This is a genomic window from Pseudomonas anatoliensis (genome assembly GCF_017976235.1).
GTDB classification, from domain to species: Bacteria; Pseudomonadota; Gammaproteobacteria; order Pseudomonadales; family Pseudomonadaceae; genus Aquipseudomonas; species Aquipseudomonas anatoliensis.
Genome location: NZ_JACVHC010000003.1, coordinates 289963 through 308928 on the forward strand (window position 1 = coordinate 289963; position 18966 = coordinate 308928).

Here is an 18966-nt window from a genome sequence, read left to right on the forward strand (position 1 = left end):
GCTCACTCCACGGGGTTCGCTGTCGTGGAGCTAAGTTAGGCGTGTGGGGTGGGTGCATCAATCAAGCAGGGCGGTGAATCATTACGCTTGGCGTAACGATCAAGAGCTGCCCTCACCCCAGCATCACCACTTGAGCAATGCCTTGCAGGGTTTTGCGGTGCGTGCCTTCAACCATTGCCACATGGTTGTGGAGCATGACGGTGGCCGAGCCGAGGGTTTCGCTGGCGTCGGCCAGCAGTGACTCGGTATCGGCTTCAGGGTCAGTCATGTACAGCTTGTTGGTTTTGTAGGGTGCGGCCATGATTTCGGCGGTTGGCGGGCCGAGGTAGTGATCGAGCGCGCGCTCGGCGGCTTCGTGAAATTTCCTGGAATCGGGCGATTCGTAGGGGGATGCCGGGTCTGTGACCGGCGGGTTAGGCGTTGGTTTAATCATCTTCAGGTTCCGAAATAAAGCTGGAACCGCTTCTCTGCTAAAAGAAGGGGTGGCAGCTGAACGCAGGTTAGCAGACCGGGGAACCTAAGGAAGCCGGCGCGCCGAAGCGCCCTGCGCACAGCCGCCATCGAAATCAGACACTGAGCCTGACTGATGATGTATGTGCACCCTTAGATTAACCACGGGCTGCTAAACCCGATCACTGCGAATCAGTGACCCGATCCAAGTTACGCAGCCAGCCAAAGGCGCACAAGCCGGCGGATTCTGGTGCATGCGTAGGCAGCGGCGCAAGGATTTGTAGGCCGTCGGACGTAACACTGAGTGTCTTTAAACAGCTGCACTGATAGGTGTTTATTGCACTACAGACATTGGGGATTTGCCTGTCGGATTTTAGTGCTTCCACTGGCCCCATCGCTGGCAGGCCAGCTCCCACAAAGTTTTGGGTTGATCGCCATATCCTTGCCCAACATAAAACCTGTAGGAGCTGTCGAGTGAAACGAGGCTGCGATCTTTTGATCCTCAGCATCGAGATCAAAAGATCGCAGCGTGCCGCAGCTCCTACAAGGGGTTGTATGCCTCACAACATTTCGGGTACGACTCGGGCAATGTGGGAGCTGGCTTGCCAGCGATGGGGCCAGTAAGGGCACAGCGAATCATGGATCAGCGGACCAGGCCAGCCTCCACTAACAACCTCTCCAACCCCAACAAATCCGGCACCTTCGCCACTTGCTCGCCGACCTGCACCGCCGCCTGCTCCAGCGCACACAACGGCACGTCGACATAGCTCAACTGGCTATCGAGCTTGTAAGAACGCGGAATCCCCTGCACCAACAGCGCAATAAACTTCAGCTCCGGCAACCCGCCCAGCGCATTGAGAATCACGATCCGCGCCCGCTCGCCAATCACGATTTTTTGCCCGCAGGCGGACTCAAAACTCAACAGCGGAATCTGCCGCTCGCGCCACGTCACGCGCCCCAGATACCACGGTGGCGTATCCAGATCGAAGGCGCTGGCCTGATAGTCGATCAGCTCGGCCACCGCCACGTTGGGCAGGATCAAATTGCGATCTGCAAGCGGCAGCAGCAGCCCGGTGAGTTGGCTGGTGCGCGCGTTGTGCCGGCGCTCATACATGCTTCTTGCTCCAGTGGGCAATGCTTTCGAGCAGCACTGATTCCTGATACGGCTTGCCGAGGTAGTCGTTGACGCCGATGGCCATGGCGCGGTCGCGGTGTTTCTGACCGGTGCGCGAGGTGATCATGATGATCGGCAGGTGTTGCAGACTTTCGTCGTTGCGCACCTGGGTCGCCACTTCGAAACCATCCATGCGCGGCATTTCGATGTCGAGCAGCATCAGGTCGGGCATGTGTTCTTCGAGCAGGAGCATGGCGTCGACGCCATCCTTGGCGGTCAGTACGTTCATGCCGTGGCGCTCAAGCAAACGGCTGGTGACCTTGCGCACAGTGACCGAGTCGTCGACCACCATCACCAGCAGCGGTTTCTGCGGTTCGCTGTCGATTTCCGGGAGCGTCGGATGCTGCCTGATCCGCGCCTGCATCGCGCGGATCGGCGCCAGCAAATCAAGAATCAGCACCACCCGACCATCACCGAGAATCGTCGCGCCGGACACGCCCTGCACCGCCGCGAATTGCGCGCCGAGGCTTTTCACCACAATTTCGCGAGTACCTGCCATGGCATCAACCTGCACCGCAATGTGCCGGTCGTTGTAATGCACCAGCAGTACCGGCAACGGCAGGTTCTGGCCAAGCAGTTTCGGCCGTGGCGCAGTTTTCAGCAGCTCACCGAGATAGCACAACTCATAACGTTGACCGCCGTATTGATAAGTCGGCGGGTCGAGACGGAAATGCCCATCAAGGTCATTCGGCAAGACGCGGACGATGCCTTCAATGGTGTTGAGCGGAATCGCGTATTGATCCTCTGCGCACTGCACCATCAACGCGCGATTGACCGACACCGTGAACGGCAAACGAATGCGGAAATGCACGCCCTGTCCCGGCACCGAGTCGATGCTCATGCTGCCGCCCAGTTGGCGCACTTCTTCGTGAACCACGTCCATACCGACGCCACGCCCGGAAATCTGGGTGATTTTTTCGGCGGTGGAAAACCCCGGCTGAAGGATGAACTGCAACACATCGCGGTCGCTGATCTCGGCGTTGGGGGCCAGCAAGCCACGTTTTATCGCCTTGCGCCGCACGGCTTCCAGCGGCACGCCAGCGCCATCGTCGCGGATGTCGAACACGATGTCGCCACCCTCGCGCGACAGGTCGAGGCTGATCTGTCCTTGCGCCGGTTTGCCCGCCGCCAACCGCACTTCGGCAGATTCCAGACCATGGTCGACGGCGTTGCGCAGCATGTGTTCCAGCGGCGCGGCCATGCGTTCGAGGACGTTGCGATCCATCTCGCCTTCGGCATTGCCGACAACGAACGCAACGTCCTTGTTCAGCTCTTCAGCCACCTGACGGACGATGCGTTTGAGGCGCGGCAACATGCGTTCGAAAGGCACCATGCGCGTACGCATCAGGCCTTCCTGCAATTCGGTGTTGATCCGGCCCTGTTGCTGCAACAGGTTCTCGGCGTCGTGGTTGCGTCGGTCGAGGGTTTCCTTGAGGTCGAGCAAGTCCGAGGCGGATTCGAACAGCGCTCGCGACAGTTGCTGCAATTGCGAATGGCGGTCCATTTCCAGCGGATCGAATTCTTCGTAACCGAGGCGCTCGGCATCGACCTGCTGCCGGCTGAGAATCCGCCCCTGGGTTTCGGTGTCGAGGCGGCGCAACTGATCGCGCATACGCTCGATGGTGGTTTCCATCTCGTTGAGCGCTATCTGCGCGTCGTTGACTTGCTGTTCGATACGCCCGCGAAAAATCGAGGTTTCCCCGGCCAGGTTGACCAGCTCGTCGAGCAATTCGGCGGAGACCTTGACCATGTCCGCGCTGGCGTCGACGGCAGTCGGCGCGGTCTCGATCTTGAGTGGTAGAGGCAACGGCGGCGGGGTTTCCTGCGTCGCTGGATGACTGAAATTCTGAATCGCATTGATCAGCCGATCCGCTGGCGGGCACGGTTGCCCGGCGCGCACGGCATCGAGCATTTGCGCCAGTCGGTCATGCCCGCGCTGGACCAATGCGAACAACTCGGTCGACGCTTGCAGCGTGCCGGCGGAGAGACTTTCGTAAAGGTATTCCAGCTCATGGGCAAGGTCGCCGATGGGGCCGATCTCGACCATCCGCGCGCCGCCCTTGAGGGTGTGCAGATCGCGCAGCAGGGTTTCCACTTCTTGACGATTGCCCGGTTCGGCCTGCCAACGCAGCAGCGCGGCGCCGGAGTTTTCGATGATGTCGAAACCTTCTTCGAGGAAGATTTCCAACAACTCCGGATCATGCGCGGCGCCTTCGTGTTCGGCGGCCGGTTGCGCCGTTTCGACAGTGGCGGACGAACCTTGGCGAAACTGCCGGATCGCCTCAATCAGAGCCTGCGCCGGGTTCAGCGGTTGATGGTTTTGCAGCTGTTCAAGTTGTAACGCCAAAAGGTCATGACTCTGGTGCAGCAGCCCGCCAAGCATTTCGTTGTGGCTGTAGCGACGATCGACCAGACCTTCGTAAAGGCTCTCCAGCTCTTGGGCCAGATCGCCAATGGCTTCGACTTCAGCCATCCGCGCGCCACCCTTGAGGGTGTGCAGATCGCGCTGCAACGAGGACAACGGCGCGACGTTGTCCGGGTCGTTCAACCAGCGCTGCAAGGCTTGCCCGGCGCTGTCGAGAATGTCCACGGCCTCTTCGAGAAAGATCTCGACGATCTCGTCGTCCGGCGAAGGAATAGACGTGGATTGCGCAAGCTCTGCGGTCGCGGCGCCAAGTTCGCGGATGCTTAAGGTGCGGCTGCCGTCGCTGCGGATCAGGCCCATGGACGAAGGATCGAGACTCTCATCGAGCAGGTCGTGCAATGCACGAATGCGCGCAGGCTGCGGCGTGACTTCCTGGCCGGCGGCCAGTTCGTCGAGCATGTTGATCAGTGCTTCGTGGGCGTTCTGCGCCTCGTGGAAGAACCGGTCGCTGACCGCCAGGCTGCTTTCTTCCACGGCGCCATACAGGTCGAGCAAGGCTTCGCACAACACATCGACCGGCAGCAGATCCGCCAGGTGCGCGCCTTCACCGAGGGTGGTCAGTTCATCCAGCAGCGCGCTCAATTCTTGCCGTTCGCCGGGGTGTTGCTGCCAGCGCTGCAAGAGGCTTTCGGCGTCGAGCAGGATGTCCATGCCTTGCGCGAGGAAGTTGTTGATCAGTTGCGGATCACGCTTGATCCGCAGGCCGGTGTTCGGCGCATTGAGGATCGATTCCAGACGCTCGGCGAGCAGCGCATCGGTGCGTTTGATCAGTGACTGCGCGCCGACAATCGGCGCCAGCGGATCATGCTTGAGCTGACGTAATCCGACACGGAACAGGCCCTCGGCTTCGAGGAGCAATTCCACTTCATCGAGGTCGAGCGGCAGTTGATGCGCCTTGAACTCTCGGGCCAGTTGATCGAGCGGCGCGGCCAGTTCGGCAATCGGCAACACACCCGCCATCGACGCGCTGCCCTTGAGCGTATGCAAGGCGCGCTGCAGTTCGTCGCTGGCCTGCAGCGGCACGTGTTCAGCGGCCTGATCGAGAAAGCGGTTGAGGCTGGCGAGATGGGTTTCGGCTTCGTTGCGGAAGATCTCCAGCAACAATGGATCGAGCGCCGCGACGTCATCAACGTCCTCGGCGGCCAGTGGTTCGTCGCCCTTGGCCAAGGCATGGGCGCGCGCGGCGAGTTGATCGACATCGCTGCGCTGACGCTGGCGGTTGGTGGCGAATTCGCTGATCAGTTCCGGCAGCAACAATACCGTGTCGGTCAGCAGTTGCTGGACCACTGAGCCGGGTTCGACGCTTTGTTCCAGCACGCGGTTGAGCAGGTTTTCCACGGCCCACGCCAGTTCGCCGAGAATCAGCGCGCGCACCATGCGACCGCTGCCTTTCAAGGTGTGGAAGGCGCGGCGCAGTTCGGTCAGCGCGGCATGATCCTGCGGATTGGCCGACCAGCGCGGCAGGTATTCGTGAAGGACGTCGAGAACCTCGTCGGTCTCTTCGAGGAACACTTCGCGCAGTTCGTCATCCACCGGCTCTTCATCCGCCGGTGGCGGCATCAGGCTGCCGGGCGTGATCCGCGCGGGCGGGTTGAGCACCGACACCGGGCTGGCCAGGACCTCGGCCAGCGACTGCACGACTTCAGGATCGTCCAGCGCCTGTGCGTCCTGCATCACCAGTGCTTCGCTGGGGCTGAGCACGTCGTCGAGCACCGGTACAGGTACCTCGCCGGGCTGCTCGCTGGGAAAGAAACCGAGGCTGGCGAGGCTCTTCTGGGCGATATCCAGCAGTTGCTCGCCGGGCGCCAGCGGATCGTCGGTCAAGCGTTCCAGATAGTACTCAAGACTGCTGATGACATCGGCCAGATTGTCCAACTGCTCCCAGCCCGGTTCATGCGGATCGAGCAACAGATGTTCGCGGATAAAACCGTTGCAGGCCTCGACCAGACTCGCCGCGCGGGCGAGCGGAATCATCGCCAGCGCCCCACGCACCTGAGTGAGCAGCTCCGGCAGCGGTTGCAGGTGCTGGCGGTCCCAGTCAGCGTCGATGTAGTCGACGATCATGTCCTTGGCCTGTTGCAGGCAGATGCGTGCTTCCCTGATCACGATCTGATGGATCTGCGTCAGGTCGGTGGTCGGCAGGCGCGCGTCTTCCGGACTTTCCGGTTCGACGGTGCCGACCATTCCGGCCAGGGTCGCTTCGACGTAGAGCAAGGCACCGGCGACGTCCATCAGAACGGCGTCGTTCGGTTCGCGCTGGCCTTGGGCGATGCTCAAGACCACCGCCAGTTGATCGATGATGACTTTGCGCGGCTGGCCGAAGCCGAGCACTGCCAAGGTGTCGGCGATCTGCCGCAGCGGCGCCAAAAGACTTTCCAGATCGGACGTATGTTGGCGGTCGCTGCGCACGAACAGGTCGAGCCGCTCCTTGACCCGCACCAGTTCTTCGCACAGCGCCGCCAGCACCGAGCGCATCGCATCGCGGTCGGGACCGGCCAGGCGCGCGCGTTCTTCGTCGACCATCGCGCTGTCGGGCAAGGCATCGTCCAGCGAGTAGCGATCTTTCATGGTCAGCATCTGCCCGGTGGGATGTTCGGCTTTGGCAATATAGAACAACAGGCTTTTCAGCAGCTCTGCCGGCGGCGGTTGATTGAGCCCGTGCAGGCCTTGTTCGAGCAGGCGCTTGAGCTCTTTGTCGGCATCCTTGAACAGGCTGCGCAGCGCCGGGCTGTTGGCGATCACCCCTTCGCGCATGCCTTCGACCAGCGCCGATGCGACTTGCCACAACGGACTCAACGGCGCATCGCCGCTCAGTGCTTCGAGGCGGCTGAAGACCTTGGCCAGATAATCGAGGTGAGTGTGATCATCCTGCTCGCGCAGCAACCCGACCAAAGCCATTTGCAGCATCTGACGCAACTTACGCAGTACGTTCGGCAGTTCGGCCGGCTCCAGCAGCGCCAGCGCTTCTTCACTCAGCGGCGCCAGTTCCGGCAATTGCGGGCTGAACAGGCTGGTTTCCGAGAGCAGGCTTTCACCACGGGCGCTGCGCAGATCATTGATCAACGGCAAGACCACCAGTGGCAGATCGCGACGGGCGTTCTGCACACGGTCGAGGTAAATCGGCAATTGCCCCAAGGCTTGCAGCAACAGGTGCAAAGCTTCGTCACGATGGCTGACGCGCTCGTGCATGAGGGCTTCGACCAGATGCTCCATTTCTTCGGCGAGCAACGCCGCGCCGTAGAACTCGACCATCTGCAAACTGCCGTGGACCTGATGGATGTAATCCAGGCACTCGTCGAGCCCGGGAAAGGCCTGCGGATCATCGAGCACGGCTTCTATCGCCTGATGCGCCTGTTTCAGCGTTTCGGCAATTTCGCCTTTGACCCACTCGAGGGCCACATAGTCGTGCCGATCACCCATAACCGCTCCAATCACACTTTATCCGTCGCCGACGCGGATGCCGCCGGCAAGGTGAAACCGGACACCGAACGGCGCAACTGACTGGCCATTTTCGCCAGATTGCCAATGCTTTCGGCGGTGGCCGTGGAACCGGACGACGTCTGCGACGTGATCTGCTGGATCACGTTCATGGTCAGGGAAATCTGCCCCGCCGAAGACGTCTGCTGCTGCGCCGCGTTGGAGATGCTTTGAATCAGCGCCGCAAGGGTCTTGGATACGCCTTCGATTTCTTCCAGCGCCACACCGGCATCCTGCGCCAGTCGCGCGCCGCGCACCACTTCGGTGGTGGTCTGTTCCATCGAAATGACGGCTTCGTTGGTGTCGGTCTGAATCGCCCGCACCAGGGTTTCGATCTGGCGTGTGGCGGCGGATGAACGCTCGGCCAGACGCTGCACTTCGTCGGCGACCACCGCAAACCCGCGCCCGGCATCACCGGCCATCGACGCCTGAATTGCCGCGTTGAGGGCGAGGATGTTGGTCTGGTCGGCAATGTCGTCGATCAGGCTGACGATGTCGCCGATTTCCTGAGACGACTCACCGAGGCGCTTGATGCGTTTGGCCGTGTCCTGAATCTGTTCGCGAATGTTGTCCATGCCATGGATGGTGTTGTGCACCACCTCATTGCCCTTGTTGGCGATTTCCACGGAACGCTCGGCCACCGCCGAGGATTCGGCAGCGTTGGCCGACACCTGATCGATGGACTGGGCCATGTCGCTGATCGCCGTCGAAGCCTCGGAAATCTGCTGGGCCTGATGTTCCGATGCTTGCGCGAGGTGCATGGCAGTGGCCTGGGTTTCCTGCACGGCGGCGGCGACCTGGCCGGCGGTGAGGTTGATGGTCGCCACCAGATCGCGCAGTTGGTCGACGGAATAGTTGATCGAATCGGCAATGGTGCCGGTGAAGTCTTCAGTCACCGAAGCGGTCACGGTCAGGTCGCCGTCAGCAAGGTCTTCGATTTCGTCGAGCAGACGCATGATCGCGTTCTGGTTGCGCTCGTTCTTTTCCGCGGTTTCGCGCAGTTGCCGATTGGTCTCGCGCACCATCACCAGACCGATGAGGATGATTGAGGCCAGCGCCAGCAAACCAAGCACATAGCCACCGATGGTGTCGGTGCTGCGCCCGCCGGCGAGATTTTCGAAACCGTTGGCCAGGTGCGAGGCTTCGTCGAGCAGAGTTTGCGAGAGGCTGAAAATATTGCTTGCCGACTCACGGACCTTGAACAGCTCCGGCGAGGTTTCGAGGATTTCATCCACCGAGCCGGAGACAAACTGGAACAGCTCGGAGATTTCACTCAAGCGCGCACGGGCATCGCGGTCTTCGACCTGGCTGATTTTCAGCGCTGAGTTGCCTTGGAGCATGCCATTGAGCACCTGACCGAAACGCGTGGCATCACGGCCAAAGGCATCGGCGGCTTGCTGCGAATTTTCGTCGCCGGCGAGCACGGTGTTGACCGCGCCGAGGATGCGTTCAGCCAAAAGCGATTGGCGCTGGGCCATCGCCACTTGCGCTGCGGGAGCGCCGCGCTGCAAGAGAATTTCCACGACTTTCTCGTATTCGATCTGCAACTGCGGCACGGTTTCGGCCAGGGTTGCGGCGACCTGATGCAGCGACAGCACGGTCTGTTCGCTGGTGAGAATGGCGTCGGTGTTTTTCAGCAAGCGCTCCCAATCGAGCTGCACGGCGCGCATTTCCGGGCGCACGGTGGACGGCGCCGGCGGCAGGCCGGTGACCGGGTCACCCTTTTTCAGGTAACCCCAGCGCTGGGCGAAATCGTTGCGCGCGTCACTCAGCAATTTGAACGCGGCAGCCTTGCCGGCGGCGGCTTCGGTGGCGTTCTTGGCGATGCGTTGCGAAAGCACGCGCAGTTCACCGGCATGGCCAATGTACTGTTTATCGTAATTCGCCTGGGTGTTGAGGTAAGCGAAGTTGGCGAACAGCAGCATGATGAACACGATCAGTGCGATAAACAGCACGATGATCTGCGAGCGACTGCGCGATCCTTCTGCTGACTTGCCTGTTTTTGCTTTTGTCATCGGTCCTCGCCTGTTTGAAGCTCACCGAAGAACCTGTGGGAGCTAGCCTTGTGTGAGGAGGTTGGTGGTGAGGGGAACCTGTGGCGAGGGGATTTATCCCCGATGGGTCGCGCAGCGGCCCCAAAAACCTGAGTTGTATCGCCTACATCTCAAATCTAGGTTTTGGGTCGGCTTCGCCAACCATCGGGGATAAATCCCCTCGCCACAGGGTTATCTCACCCGCAAACTTCCTCACCCCATGGCCCATTCCCACTATGGGTTCTCTGTTGTAACGGTTATATCGCAACGCTCATGAACACCGGGGATCTGGCCAGGGCAAACAAACTGAACACCCGCCAGTTCTGCTCGCGCCGGAAATAGCCTTTGACGAACTCGGCCTTGGAGCCCTGGCGCTTGCTGATCGAAATCGGTTCGAAGCTGTCTTGCTCGAAGTGCTGCAAGCCGATCACTTCATCGACCATCAACCCGGCAAACACATCCTCATGCTCGACCACCAACACCCGTCGCTGTTTGCGCAGCGGCGACAGTTCATGCCCGAAAAAACCGCACAGGTCCATGATCGGCAGCAAGCGCCCACGCAGGTTGGCCACACCCTTGACCCACGGTTTTACCCCGGGCAATTGGGTGAAGCGCGGTTCGTGCAACACCTCGCTGACTTCGCCCATCGGCGCGACATACCAGTGCTCGCCGAGGCGAAAACCAATACCGCTCCAGCGATCCTGGCGCGCCGGTTGCGACGGCAGGTCCGCCGCCAGCAAGCGGCAGCGCTGGTCGATCTGCCACAGCAGTTCGAACGCAGTCAGTGTTTCGCTCATGGCTGCGCGATCAACCGTTCAGCACGTTGTTCAGGGTCTTGATCAGGGTATCTTCGTCGACCGGTTTGGTCAGGTAGTCCTTGGCGCCCTGGCGGGTGCCCCAGACCTTGTCGGTTTCCTGATCTTTGGTAGTGATGATGATCACCGGGATGTGCCCGGTTTCCGGGTCCTTGGTCAACTGCCGGGTCGCCTGAAAACCGTTGAGGCCAGGCATGACGATGTCCATCAGCACCGCATCGGGTTTTTCCTGACGGGCCAGTGCCACGCCGTCGGCGCCGTTTTCGGCTTTGAGCACTTGATGGCCGTGCTTTTCGAGCATGCCGGTCAGTTTGTACATTTCAGTCGGCGAATCATCGACGATCAGGATACGTGCCATGGTCTTCCCCATTTTTCTTGTCGACACCTGGCCCGCTGGCCGAGCGTCTCAGTGCGTTTCTTACTGCGGCAAAACGGCGGCGAAGCCCGGAACATGGGCCTGGATCGCGCTGAGCAGCTCTTCCTTGCTGAACGGCTTGGTCAAAAATTGATCGGAACCGACAATCCGCCCCTTGGCCTTGTCGAACAACCCGTCCCGGGACGACAGCATGATCACCGGCGTGGCCTTGAACGCACTGTTGTTCTTGATTAAAGCGCAGGTCTGATAACCATCCAGACGCGGCATCATGATGTCGACAAAAATGATCCCGGGGTGGTTGTCGGCGATCTTCGCCAAAGCGTCGAAACCGTCGATTGCCGTGATGACCTCGCAACCGACATTCTTCAACAAGGTTTCGGCGGTACGGCGAATCGTTTTCGAGTCGTCGATCACCATGACCTTCAAGGCGCTGGACTGCTGTTCCATAAGAGGGCTCTACCGTCGCCTTTGCGAATCAAATTGTCCGTTTTGCTATCAGTAATGGCCGGAAACCCTTGATGTTCAAGGGCCGGCACTGCATGGCAGCCTTTTTAGCACAGTCTCCAGATGCAATCTATCGACGGGTTTTCCCTTGACCGAAAACCCTGCCGGCGCCACTCTGGCGGCACTTTTTTCATACCGATCCGGTAGCCAATTTTCGAGGAAAACCCAATGAGCGTTCGCGTCGGGATTGTCATGGACCCTATCGCCAGCATCTCCTATAAAAAGGATAGCTCGCTGGCCATGTTGCTGGCCGCGCAGAAGCGCGGCTGGGAACTGTTCTATATGGAACAGCGCGACTTGTATCAAGGTGAAGGTCAGGCGCGGGCGCGCATGAAGCCGCTGAAAGTCTTCGCCAACCCGGAAAAATGGTTCGAACTGGACGCCGAGCAGGACAACCTGCTGAGCGATCTGGACGTGATCCTGATGCGCAAGGATCCGCCGTTCGACATGGAGTTCGTTTACTCCACCTACCTGCTTGAACAGGCCGAAACCGCCGGCGTGCTGGTGGTCAACAAGCCGCAGAGCCTGCGCGACTGCAACGAAAAGCTGTTCGCCACGCTGTTCCCGCAGTGCACGCCGCCCACCGTGGTCAGCCGCCGCGCCGATGTGTTGCGCGAATTTGCCGCGAAACACGGCGACGTCATCCTCAAACCGCTGGACGGCATGGGCGGCACTTCGATTTTCCGTCACCGCGCCGGCGATCCGAACCTGTCGGTGATTCTGGAAACCCTGACCGCACTTGGTGGCCAGCAGATCATGGGCCAGGCCTATCTGCCGGCGATCAAGGACGGCGACAAGCGCATCCTGATGATCGACGGCGAGCCGGTGGATTATTGCCTGGCGCGGATTCCGGCCCAAGGCGAAACCCGTGGCAACCTGGCGGCTGGCGGTCGCGGTGAAGCCCGTCCGTTGACCGACAAGGATCGCTGGATCGCCGCTCAAGTCGGCCCGACCTTGCGTGAGAAAGGCCTGCTGTTCGTCGGCCTGGACGTGATCGGCGAGAGCCTGACCGAAATCAACGTCACCAGCCCGACCTGCATCCGTGAAATCGACAACGCCTTCGGCACTGACATTGGCGGGATGTTGATGGATGCGATCGACAAGAAGCTGCAAGCGGCCGGCAAAAAGCCGCAAGCTTGATGCACGTCACATGCAGCTTGTCGCTTGAAGCGTGAAGCCCAAGGCGTGAAACCAACATTGCGTTATGATGCGCAGCCTCTGAAAAGCGCGATGTTGGTTTTTTTGTCATGACCCTCCCGTCCGATCTGCCCGCTGAACTCGCCCATCGTGGCGTGCGCCCGGCCGATCGCCTCGGATTTACTCTATTCCTCGCCGCGCTGATTCATTTGGCGCTGCTGCTCGGCGTCGGTTTCACGATGGTCGAGCCGAAACAGATCAGTAAAACCCTGGAAATCACTCTCGCCACCTTCAAAAGCGAGAAGAAGCCCGAGAAGGCTGACTTTCTGGCTCAGCAACATCAGGAAGGCAGCGGCACGCTGGACAAGAAGGCGATCCCGAAGACCACCGAGATCGCGCCGTTCCAGGACAATCAGGTCAAAAAAGTCACGCCGCCACCGGCCGCCAAGCCGCAAGTGCAGGAAGCCGCGCCCAAGGCTGCCGTGACTACGGTTGCGCCGAAGCCGAAAAAGGCGCCGACCAAAAAAGAAGAAGCCAAGACTGAAATCAAACCGTCGGTCGACGCACCGACGTTCGACAGCTCGCAGTTGTCCAGCGACATTGCCAGCCTCGAAGCGGAACTGGCCAAGGAACAACAGCTGTACGCCAAGCGCCCGCGAATCCATCGCTTGAGCGCCGCTTCGACCATGCGCGACAAGGGTGCCTGGTACAAGGACGACTGGCGCAAGAAGGTCGAACGCATCGGCAACCTCAACTACCCCGAGGAAGCACGACGCAAGCAGATCTACGGCAATTTGCGCCTGATGGTGTCGATCAACCGCGATGGCTCGCTGTATGAAGTGCTGGTGCTGGAATCGTCCGGCCAGCCGCTGCTGGATCAGGCCGCGCAGCGCATCGTCCGACTGGCGGCGCCGTTTGCACCGTTTACCGGGGATCTGTCGGATATCGACCGACTGGAAATCATCCGCACCTGGAAATTCGCCCGGGGCGACAAGCTGTCCAGCAATTAAGAGCAAGATCAAAAGATCGCAGCCTTCGGCAGCTCCTACAATTGCCCCGCATTCCCATGTAGGAGCTGCCGAAGGCTGCGATCTTTTGGCGGCTTCAGCTTGTCAGTTCGCCCCTTGAACGCCACACTAGCGCACATGAAAAACGTCAGCCCCAGCTACCTCAAGCATCAATTCCTGATCGCCATGCCACACATGGCCGACCCGAACTTTGCCCATACCTTGACCTACATCGTCGAGCACACGGCCAATGGCGCCATGGGGATCGTGGTCAATCGACCGCAAGAGCTGAATCTGGCTGACATCCTCGAGCAATTGCGTCCGGACATCGATCCGCCGGCCCTCTGCCAGCACGTGCCGATCTTCATCGGCGGGCCGGTACAGACCGATCGCGGTTTTGTCCTGCACCCGGCGGGCAAGACGTTCCAGGCCACCGCCGAGCTTGAGGGCGACCTGGCACTGTCCACCTCCCAGGACGTGCTGTTCGCCATCGCTGACGGCATGGGGCCGGCAAAAAGCCTGATCGCGCTGGGTTACGCCGGTTGGGAAGCCGGGCAACTGGAGGCCGAAATGGCCGACAACGCCTGGCTGACCTGCCCGTACGACGCCGACATCCTGTTCAACACCAGCAGCGAACTGCGCCTCGAAGCGGCGGCCAGGCACTTGGGGATCAACCTCAACCTGCTGACCAGCCAGGCAGGGCACGCCTGATGGCCCTGCGCCTGATTCTCGGCTTCGACTACGGCACCAAACAGATCGGCGTAGCGGTCGGCCAGGTGATCACCGGCCAGGCCCGAGAGCTGTGCACCTTGAAAGCGCAGAACGGTGTTCCCGACTGGAACCAGGTCGAAGCGCTTATAAAGGAATGGAAACCCGACGCCGTCGTCGTCGGCCTGCCGTTGAACATGGACGGCACACCCAGCGACATGTGCGTGCGCGCCGAGAAATTCGCCCGCCGCCTCAACGGCCGCTACAACCTGCCCTTCTATACCCACGATGAACGCCTGACCACGTTCGAAGCCAAGGGCGAGCGCCTGGCGCGTGGCGGTCAGAAGGGCAGTTACCGCGACAACCCGGTGGACGCCATCGCTGCCGCTCTGCTGTTGCAGGGCTGGCTCGATGAAAACACTGCTTTATTTGAATCCTGACAAGCGCTACGGCGCTTTTCTTTTGGCTAAAATCTCGAGCCACCTCCGGCAGGATGGAGCTCGGGTCGAAGAAGGAGCAACCATGAGTCTGCCCAATCCCGCCGATCTGATCAGCCAGATGGCGATCCGCCTCAAGGCGCACCTTGCACTGCGTGAAATCAGCGAGCCGCGTTACATCGGTATCCGTACCGGCGGCATCTGGGTCGCGCAGGCGCTGCTCAAGGAACTGGGCAGCGACGCGCCGCTGGGCACGCTGGATGTTTCCTTCTACCGCGACGACTTCAGCCAGAACGGCCTGCACCCACAAGTGCGCCCGTCTGCCCTGCCCTTCGAGATCGAAGGCCAGCATCTGGTGCTGATCGACGACGTACTGATGAGCGGCCGCACCATCCGCGCCGCCATGAACGAATTATTCGACTACGGCCGCCCGGCCAGCGTGACGCTGGTGTGCCTGCTCGACCTCGACGCCGGCGAGTTGCCGATCCGCCCGAACGTGGTCGGCGCGACCCTGTCGCTGGCCGCTCACGAGCGCGTGAAGCTGTCCGGGCCCGAGCCGCTGACACTCGAACTGCAAGATTTCACCCTTTAATCCGCCCTATTGAGAGTCCCCCTCGCGATGACGCCTCTAGATACCAAGCGCCCGCTGCAGCTCAATGATCAGGGCCAGCTGCGCCACTTCCTCTCGCTCGACGGTCTGCGCCGCGAGTTGCTGACGGAAATCCTCGACACGGCCGACTCCTTCCTTGAAGTCGGCGCCCGGGCGGTGAAAAAAGTCCCGTTGTTGCGCGGCAAGACCGTGTGCAACGTGTTCTTCGAAAACTCCACCCGCACCCGCACTACCTTCGAACTCGCCGCCCAGCGACTGTCGGCGGACGTGATCACCCTGAACGTGTCGACCTCGTCGGCGAGCAAAGGTGAAACCCTGCTCGACACCCTGCGCAACCTGGAAGCCATGGCCGCCGACATGTTCGTCGTGCGCCACGGTGATTCGGGCGCTGCGCACTTCATCGCCGAACATGTTTGCCCACAGGTGGCGATCATCAACGGCGGCGACGGCCGTCACGCGCACCCGACGCAGGGCATGCTCGACATGCTGACGATTCGTCGGCACAAGGGCGGTTTCGAAAACCTCTCGGTGGCCATCGTCGGCGACATCCTGCACTCGCGGGTGGCGCGCTCGAACATGCTCGCCCTGAAGACCCTCGGCTGCCCGGACATTCGCGTGATCGCGCCGAAAACCCTGCTGCCGATCGGCATCGAGCAATACGGCGTCAAGGTCTACACCGACATGACTGAAGGCCTCAAAGACGTCGATGTGGTGATCATGCTGCGCCTGCAGCGTGAGCGCATGACCGGCGGCCTGCTGCCAAGCGAAGGCGAGTTCTATCGCTTGTTCGGCCTGACCACCGCGCGTCTGGCCGGGGCCAAACCCGATTGCATCGTCATGCACCCGGGGCCGATCAACCGTGGGGTGGAAATCGAGTCAGCGGTGGCCGATGGCCCGCACTCGGTGATCCTCAATCAGGTGACTTACGGCATCGCGATTCGTATGGCCGTGCTGTCCATGGCCATGAGCGGGCAGACTGCCCAGCGCCAATTCGAGCAGGAGAACGCCCAGTGAAGCTCAGCATTCTCGGCGCACGCGTCATTGATCCAAGCAGTGGCCTGGATCAAATCACCGACATTCACATTGAAGCCTGCAAGATCATCGCCCTCGGCGCGGCGCCGGCCGGTTTCAGCGCAGTAGAAACCATCGACGCCACCGGTCTGGTGGCCGCTCCGGGTCTGGTCGACTTGAACGTCGCCCTGCGCGAGCCGGGCTACAGCCGCAAAGGCTCGATCGCCAGCGAAACCCGCGCCGCCGCGGCCGGCGGTGTGACCAGCCTGTGCTGCCCGCCGCAAACCAAACCGGTGCTCGACACTTCAGCTGTGACCGAACTGATCCTCGACCGCGCCCGCGAAGCCGGCAATACCAAGGTCTTCCCGATCGGCGCGCTGAGCAAAGGTCTGGACGGTGAGCAGCTCGCCGAACTGGTTGCCCTGCGTGACGCCGGTTGTGTGGCTTTCGGCAACGGTCTGGAGAGTTTCCGCAACACCCGCACCCTGTGCCGGGCATTGGACTACGCGGCGACGTTCGACCTGACGGTGATCTTCAACTCGCAGGATCACGATCTGGCCGAGGGTGGTCTGGCCCACGAAGGCGCCGTCGCCAGTTTCCTCGGCTTGCCGGGCATTCCGGAAACCGCTGAAACCGTGGCACTGGCCCGCGACCTGTTGCTGGTCGAGCAGACCGGCGTGCGCGCGCACTTCAGCCAACTGACCAGCGCTCGCGGTGTTGCGCTGATCGCTCAGGCTCAGGCCCGTGGTTTGAAGGTGACGGCGGATGTGGCGCTGTATCAGTTGATTCTGACCGACGAAGCGCTGATCGACTTCAGCAGCCTCTATCACGTGCAGCCACCGCTGCGCACCCGCGCTGACCGCGATGGTCTGCGCGAAGCAGTGAAGTCCGGGGTGATCTCGGCGATTTCCAGCCATCACCAACCGCACGAGCGTGACGCCAAACTGGCACCGTTTGGCGCGACGGAACCGGGCATCAGCAGCGTTGAACTGCTGCTGCCGCTGGCGATGACGCTGGTTGAGGATGGTTTGCTCGATCTGCCGACCCTGCTGGCTCGCCTGAGCGCCGGCCCGGCCGAAGCGCTGCGCCTGCCGGCGGGCAAACTGGCGGTGGGGGGTGCGGCGGATATCGTGCTGTTAGATCCGAAGGCATCGACGGTGGCCGGTGAACACTGGCGGTCGAAGGGCGAGAACTGCCCGTTCATGGGTCACAGCTTGCCGGGTGTGGTTCGCTATACGCTGGTGGATGGGCGGATCAGCCACCAGGCCTGAAAGCAAAAGATCGCAGCCTGCGGCAGCTCCTACAAGTTGGAACGCATTCCATTGTAGGAGCTGCCGCAGGCTGCGATCTTTTGATCTTCACTCAGCGTTGCCCCAATCGCCAGCAGGCTGGCTCCCACATTGGATCGGTGAACGACACAAATCCCCTGTGGGAGCTGGCCTTGCCAGCAATGGCTTACTGAAAGGTGCCGCGATTCTGCGCGTTGCGCACCGAGACCTGATCATTCAGTGTCCAGAAGTCATACAGCACGCCAATAAAGAACAACCCGCCGGTCAGCAGGTACAACAAGCCGCTGATCCACTTGCCCTGGTACATCCGGTGCACGCCCAGCACACCGAGAAACGTCAGCAGAATCCACGCCACGTTGTACTCGATCGGCCCGTCGGCAAAGCGCAGATCTGCCTCGCGATCCATTGCCGGGATCAGAAACAGGTCGATCAGCCAGCCAATTCCCAGCAAACCGAAGGTGAAAAACCAGATCGTCCCGGTCACAGGCTTGCCGTAATAAAAGCGGTGGGCACCGGTAAATCCGAAGATCCACAGCAGGTAACCGATGATTTTGCTGTGGGTGGTTTTTTCCTTCACACGGGGTAGCTGATAGCTGTTCATGAAGACCTCGATGCACTCGATAGATAAATATTCTTGAATTCTTTGTGACTTTTTTACAGGTAGCCGACGTATGGCAAATGTTACCGTCGCTACCGTGAAAGCCTTATAGCACCGGACCTCTGTCCGACAATCGCGTCAATTTGCCGCTTATTTGGTTCCGTAGCCTCCCGTTTGAATCGACCAACGGCCTCGGAAGTCACAAAAAAGCTGTTATAAAGTTGCGCGCTATCACTTAAGAGCCACGCCGAATGCGACCATTTTTCAAGACATGGCTAACTATTTGCCTATTAATGCCACTGGCCGCCCACGCCACCAATCGTGAGCAACGTCTTCCTAACGTTAACGGCTTTACCCCTAAATCCCACGCTTCTGCCCCATCGAGCAAAAGCAAACAAAGCAAAATCACCACGCTGAGCAGCAAAAGCCGCAGCAGTCTGGTGCCGCCGATGGCGAGCAAGGAAAGCAGCAACGTCCTGAGCCGCGCGGTAAACGTCCTCGGTACTCCTTATCGTTGGGGCGGCAGCAGCCCAAGTAAAGGCTTTGATTGCAGCGGCCTGGTGAAATACGCGTTCAACGACGCCACATTTGACCTGCCACGCACTTCCAATGCCATGGCCAGCGGCCACGGTGAGAAAGTCGAGCGCAAGGACCTGAAACCGGGCGACCTGATTTTCTTCAAACTCAAGAGCCGTCGGGTCAACCACGTTGCTATCTACATGGGCAACGACCGCTTTATCCACGCGCCACGTCGTGGCAAGTCGGTGAGCATCGATACGCTGAACAAGCCGTACTGGCAGAAGCATTACGTGGTTGCCAAGCGTGTATTACCGAAAGAGCAAAGCCAGATGCGCGTCGTTCAGCGCTAAAAGTCAAAAGATCGCAGCCTTCGGCAGCTCCTACACAGGGTCATGT

Annotated in this window: 16 protein-coding genes; 8 read left to right on the plus strand and 8 right to left on the minus strand. The window is 60.5% G+C overall.

What is annotated here, in order from left to right; genetic code table 11:
• Positions 1-112: 112 nt before the first annotated feature.
• The 7 genes from ICA16_RS10820 to pilG all read right to left on the minus strand — a co-directional run bounded on the left by ICA16_RS10820 (position 113) and on the right by pilG (position 11197).
• Positions 113-433 (minus strand): DUF6124 family protein, encoded by a 321-nt coding sequence (locus ICA16_RS10820; protein WP_210700607.1) that lies wholly within the window; start codon positions 431-433, stop codon positions 113-115.
• A 660-nt stretch (positions 434-1093) separates the two neighbouring features.
• Positions 1094-1564, minus strand: coding sequence for a chemotaxis protein CheW (locus tag ICA16_RS10825; protein WP_210553476.1), 471 nt, complete (start codon positions 1562-1564; stop codon positions 1094-1096).
• Positions 1557-7469 (minus strand): hybrid sensor histidine kinase/response regulator, encoded by a 5913-nt coding sequence (locus ICA16_RS10830; RefSeq protein WP_210700608.1) that lies wholly within the window; start codon positions 7467-7469, stop codon positions 1557-1559. The genes ICA16_RS10825 and ICA16_RS10830 overlap by 8 nt, the downstream gene beginning before the upstream one ends.
• Before the next feature lie 11 nt (positions 7470-7480).
• Positions 7481-9541 (minus strand): methyl-accepting chemotaxis protein, encoded by a 2061-nt coding sequence (locus tag ICA16_RS10835; protein ID WP_150617834.1) that lies wholly within the window; start codon positions 9539-9541, stop codon positions 7481-7483.
• Positions 9542-9816: 275 nt separating this feature from the next.
• On the minus strand, positions 9817-10356 hold the full coding sequence (locus tag ICA16_RS10840; RefSeq protein WP_150601967.1) for a chemotaxis protein CheW: 540 nt from the start codon (positions 10354-10356) through the stop codon (positions 9817-9819).
• Positions 10357-10366: 10 nt separating this feature from the next.
• Positions 10367-10732, minus strand: coding sequence for a twitching motility response regulator PilH (gene pilH, locus ICA16_RS10845; protein ID WP_150601968.1), 366 nt, complete (start codon positions 10730-10732; stop codon positions 10367-10369).
• Positions 10733-10792: 60 nt separating this feature from the next.
• Positions 10793-11197 (minus strand): twitching motility response regulator PilG, encoded by a 405-nt coding sequence (pilG, locus tag ICA16_RS10850; protein WP_116028398.1) that lies wholly within the window; start codon positions 11195-11197, stop codon positions 10793-10795.
• Between the two features lie 225 nt (positions 11198-11422).
• Between pilG and gshB the strand changes: the two genes are divergently transcribed.
• The 7 genes from gshB to ICA16_RS10885 all read left to right on the plus strand — a co-directional run bounded on the left by gshB (position 11423) and on the right by ICA16_RS10885 (position 17435).
• Entirely contained in the window at positions 11423-12394 is a 972-nt protein-coding gene (gene gshB / locus ICA16_RS10855; RefSeq protein WP_150617836.1) for a glutathione synthase, read from the plus strand.
• A gap of 107 nt (positions 12395-12501) precedes the next feature.
• A complete protein-coding gene (locus tag ICA16_RS10860; RefSeq protein WP_150601970.1) occupies positions 12502-13401 on the plus strand; it encodes an energy transducer TonB in 900 nt (299 codons plus the stop codon).
• Positions 13402-13536: 135 nt separating this feature from the next.
• On the plus strand, positions 13537-14109 hold the full coding sequence (locus tag ICA16_RS10865) for a YqgE/AlgH family protein (protein WP_150617864.1): 573 nt from the start codon (positions 13537-13539) through the stop codon (positions 14107-14109).
• A complete protein-coding gene (gene ruvX, locus ICA16_RS10870; RefSeq protein WP_042561537.1) occupies positions 14109-14546 on the plus strand; it encodes a Holliday junction resolvase RuvX in 438 nt (145 codons plus the stop codon). The genes ICA16_RS10865 and ruvX overlap by 1 nt, the downstream gene beginning before the upstream one ends.
• Positions 14547-14628: 82 nt before the next feature.
• Positions 14629-15135 carry a bifunctional pyr operon transcriptional regulator/uracil phosphoribosyltransferase PyrR gene (gene pyrR, locus ICA16_RS10875; protein WP_210700609.1) on the plus strand — a complete coding sequence of 169 codons (507 nt, stop codon included), beginning with the start codon at positions 14629-14631 and terminating at the stop codon, positions 15133-15135.
• A 27-nt stretch (positions 15136-15162) separates the two neighbouring features.
• Positions 15163-16167: an aspartate carbamoyltransferase catalytic subunit gene (locus tag ICA16_RS10880; RefSeq protein WP_007913665.1), complete on the plus strand. Its 1005-nt coding sequence runs from the start codon at positions 15163-15165 to the stop codon at positions 16165-16167.
• On the plus strand, positions 16164-17435 hold the full coding sequence (locus ICA16_RS10885; protein ID WP_150601973.1) for a dihydroorotase: 1272 nt from the start codon (positions 16164-16166) through the stop codon (positions 17433-17435). The genes ICA16_RS10880 and ICA16_RS10885 overlap by 4 nt, the downstream gene beginning before the upstream one ends.
• A 184-nt stretch (positions 17436-17619) precedes the next feature.
• On the opposite strand, the gene ICA16_RS10890 is transcribed toward ICA16_RS10885, so the two are convergent.
• Complete coding sequence (locus ICA16_RS10890) at positions 17620-18054, minus strand: NINE protein (RefSeq protein ID WP_150601974.1); 435 nt, start codon at positions 18052-18054, stop codon at positions 17620-17622.
• A 248-nt stretch (positions 18055-18302) separates the two neighbouring features.
• On the opposite strand from ICA16_RS10890, the gene ICA16_RS10895 reads away from it, so the two are divergent.
• Positions 18303-18920: a C40 family peptidase gene (locus ICA16_RS10895; RefSeq protein ID WP_150617838.1), complete on the plus strand. Its 618-nt coding sequence runs from the start codon at positions 18303-18305 to the stop codon at positions 18918-18920.
• The last annotated feature ends 46 nt before the right edge of the window (positions 18921-18966 follow it).

Bases quoted from the DNA above. Each gene is read 5' to 3' on its own strand.
- ICA16_RS10820 (WP_210700607.1), bottom strand. From the start codon at position 433: ATGATTAAACCAACGCCTAACCCGCCGGTCACAGACCCGGCATCCCCC.
- ICA16_RS10825 (WP_210553476.1), bottom strand. From the start codon at position 1,564: ATGTATGAGCGCCGGCACAACGCGCGCACCAGCCAACTCACCGGGCTG.
- ICA16_RS10830 (WP_210700608.1), bottom strand. From the start codon at position 7,469: ATGGGTGATCGGCACGACTATGTGGCCCTCGAGTGGGTCAAAGGCGAA.
- ICA16_RS10835 (WP_150617834.1), bottom strand. From the start codon at position 9,541: ATGACAAAAGCAAAAACAGGCAAGTCAGCAGAAGGATCGCGCAGTCGC.
- ICA16_RS10840 (WP_150601967.1), bottom strand. From the start codon at position 10,356: ATGAGCGAAACACTGACTGCGTTCGAACTGCTGTGGCAGATCGACCAG.
- pilH (WP_150601968.1), bottom strand. From the start codon at position 10,732: ATGGCACGTATCCTGATCGTCGATGATTCGCCGACTGAAATGTACAAA.
- pilG (WP_116028398.1), bottom strand. From the start codon at position 11,197: ATGGAACAGCAGTCCAGCGCCTTGAAGGTCATGGTGATCGACGACTCG.
- gshB (WP_150617836.1), top strand. From the start codon at position 11,423: ATGAGCGTTCGCGTCGGGATTGTCATGGACCCTATCGCCAGCATCTCC.
- ICA16_RS10860 (WP_150601970.1), top strand. From the start codon at position 12,502: ATGACCCTCCCGTCCGATCTGCCCGCTGAACTCGCCCATCGTGGCGTG.
- ICA16_RS10865 (WP_150617864.1), top strand. From the start codon at position 13,537: ATGAAAAACGTCAGCCCCAGCTACCTCAAGCATCAATTCCTGATCGCC.
- ruvX (WP_042561537.1), top strand. From the start codon at position 14,109: ATGGCCCTGCGCCTGATTCTCGGCTTCGACTACGGCACCAAACAGATC.
- pyrR (WP_210700609.1), top strand. From the start codon at position 14,629: ATGAGTCTGCCCAATCCCGCCGATCTGATCAGCCAGATGGCGATCCGC.
- ICA16_RS10880 (WP_007913665.1), top strand. From the start codon at position 15,163: ATGACGCCTCTAGATACCAAGCGCCCGCTGCAGCTCAATGATCAGGGC.
- ICA16_RS10890 (WP_150601974.1), bottom strand. From the start codon at position 18,054: ATGAACAGCTATCAGCTACCCCGTGTGAAGGAAAAAACCACCCACAGC.
- ICA16_RS10895 (WP_150617838.1), top strand. From the start codon at position 18,303: ATGCGACCATTTTTCAAGACATGGCTAACTATTTGCCTATTAATGCCA.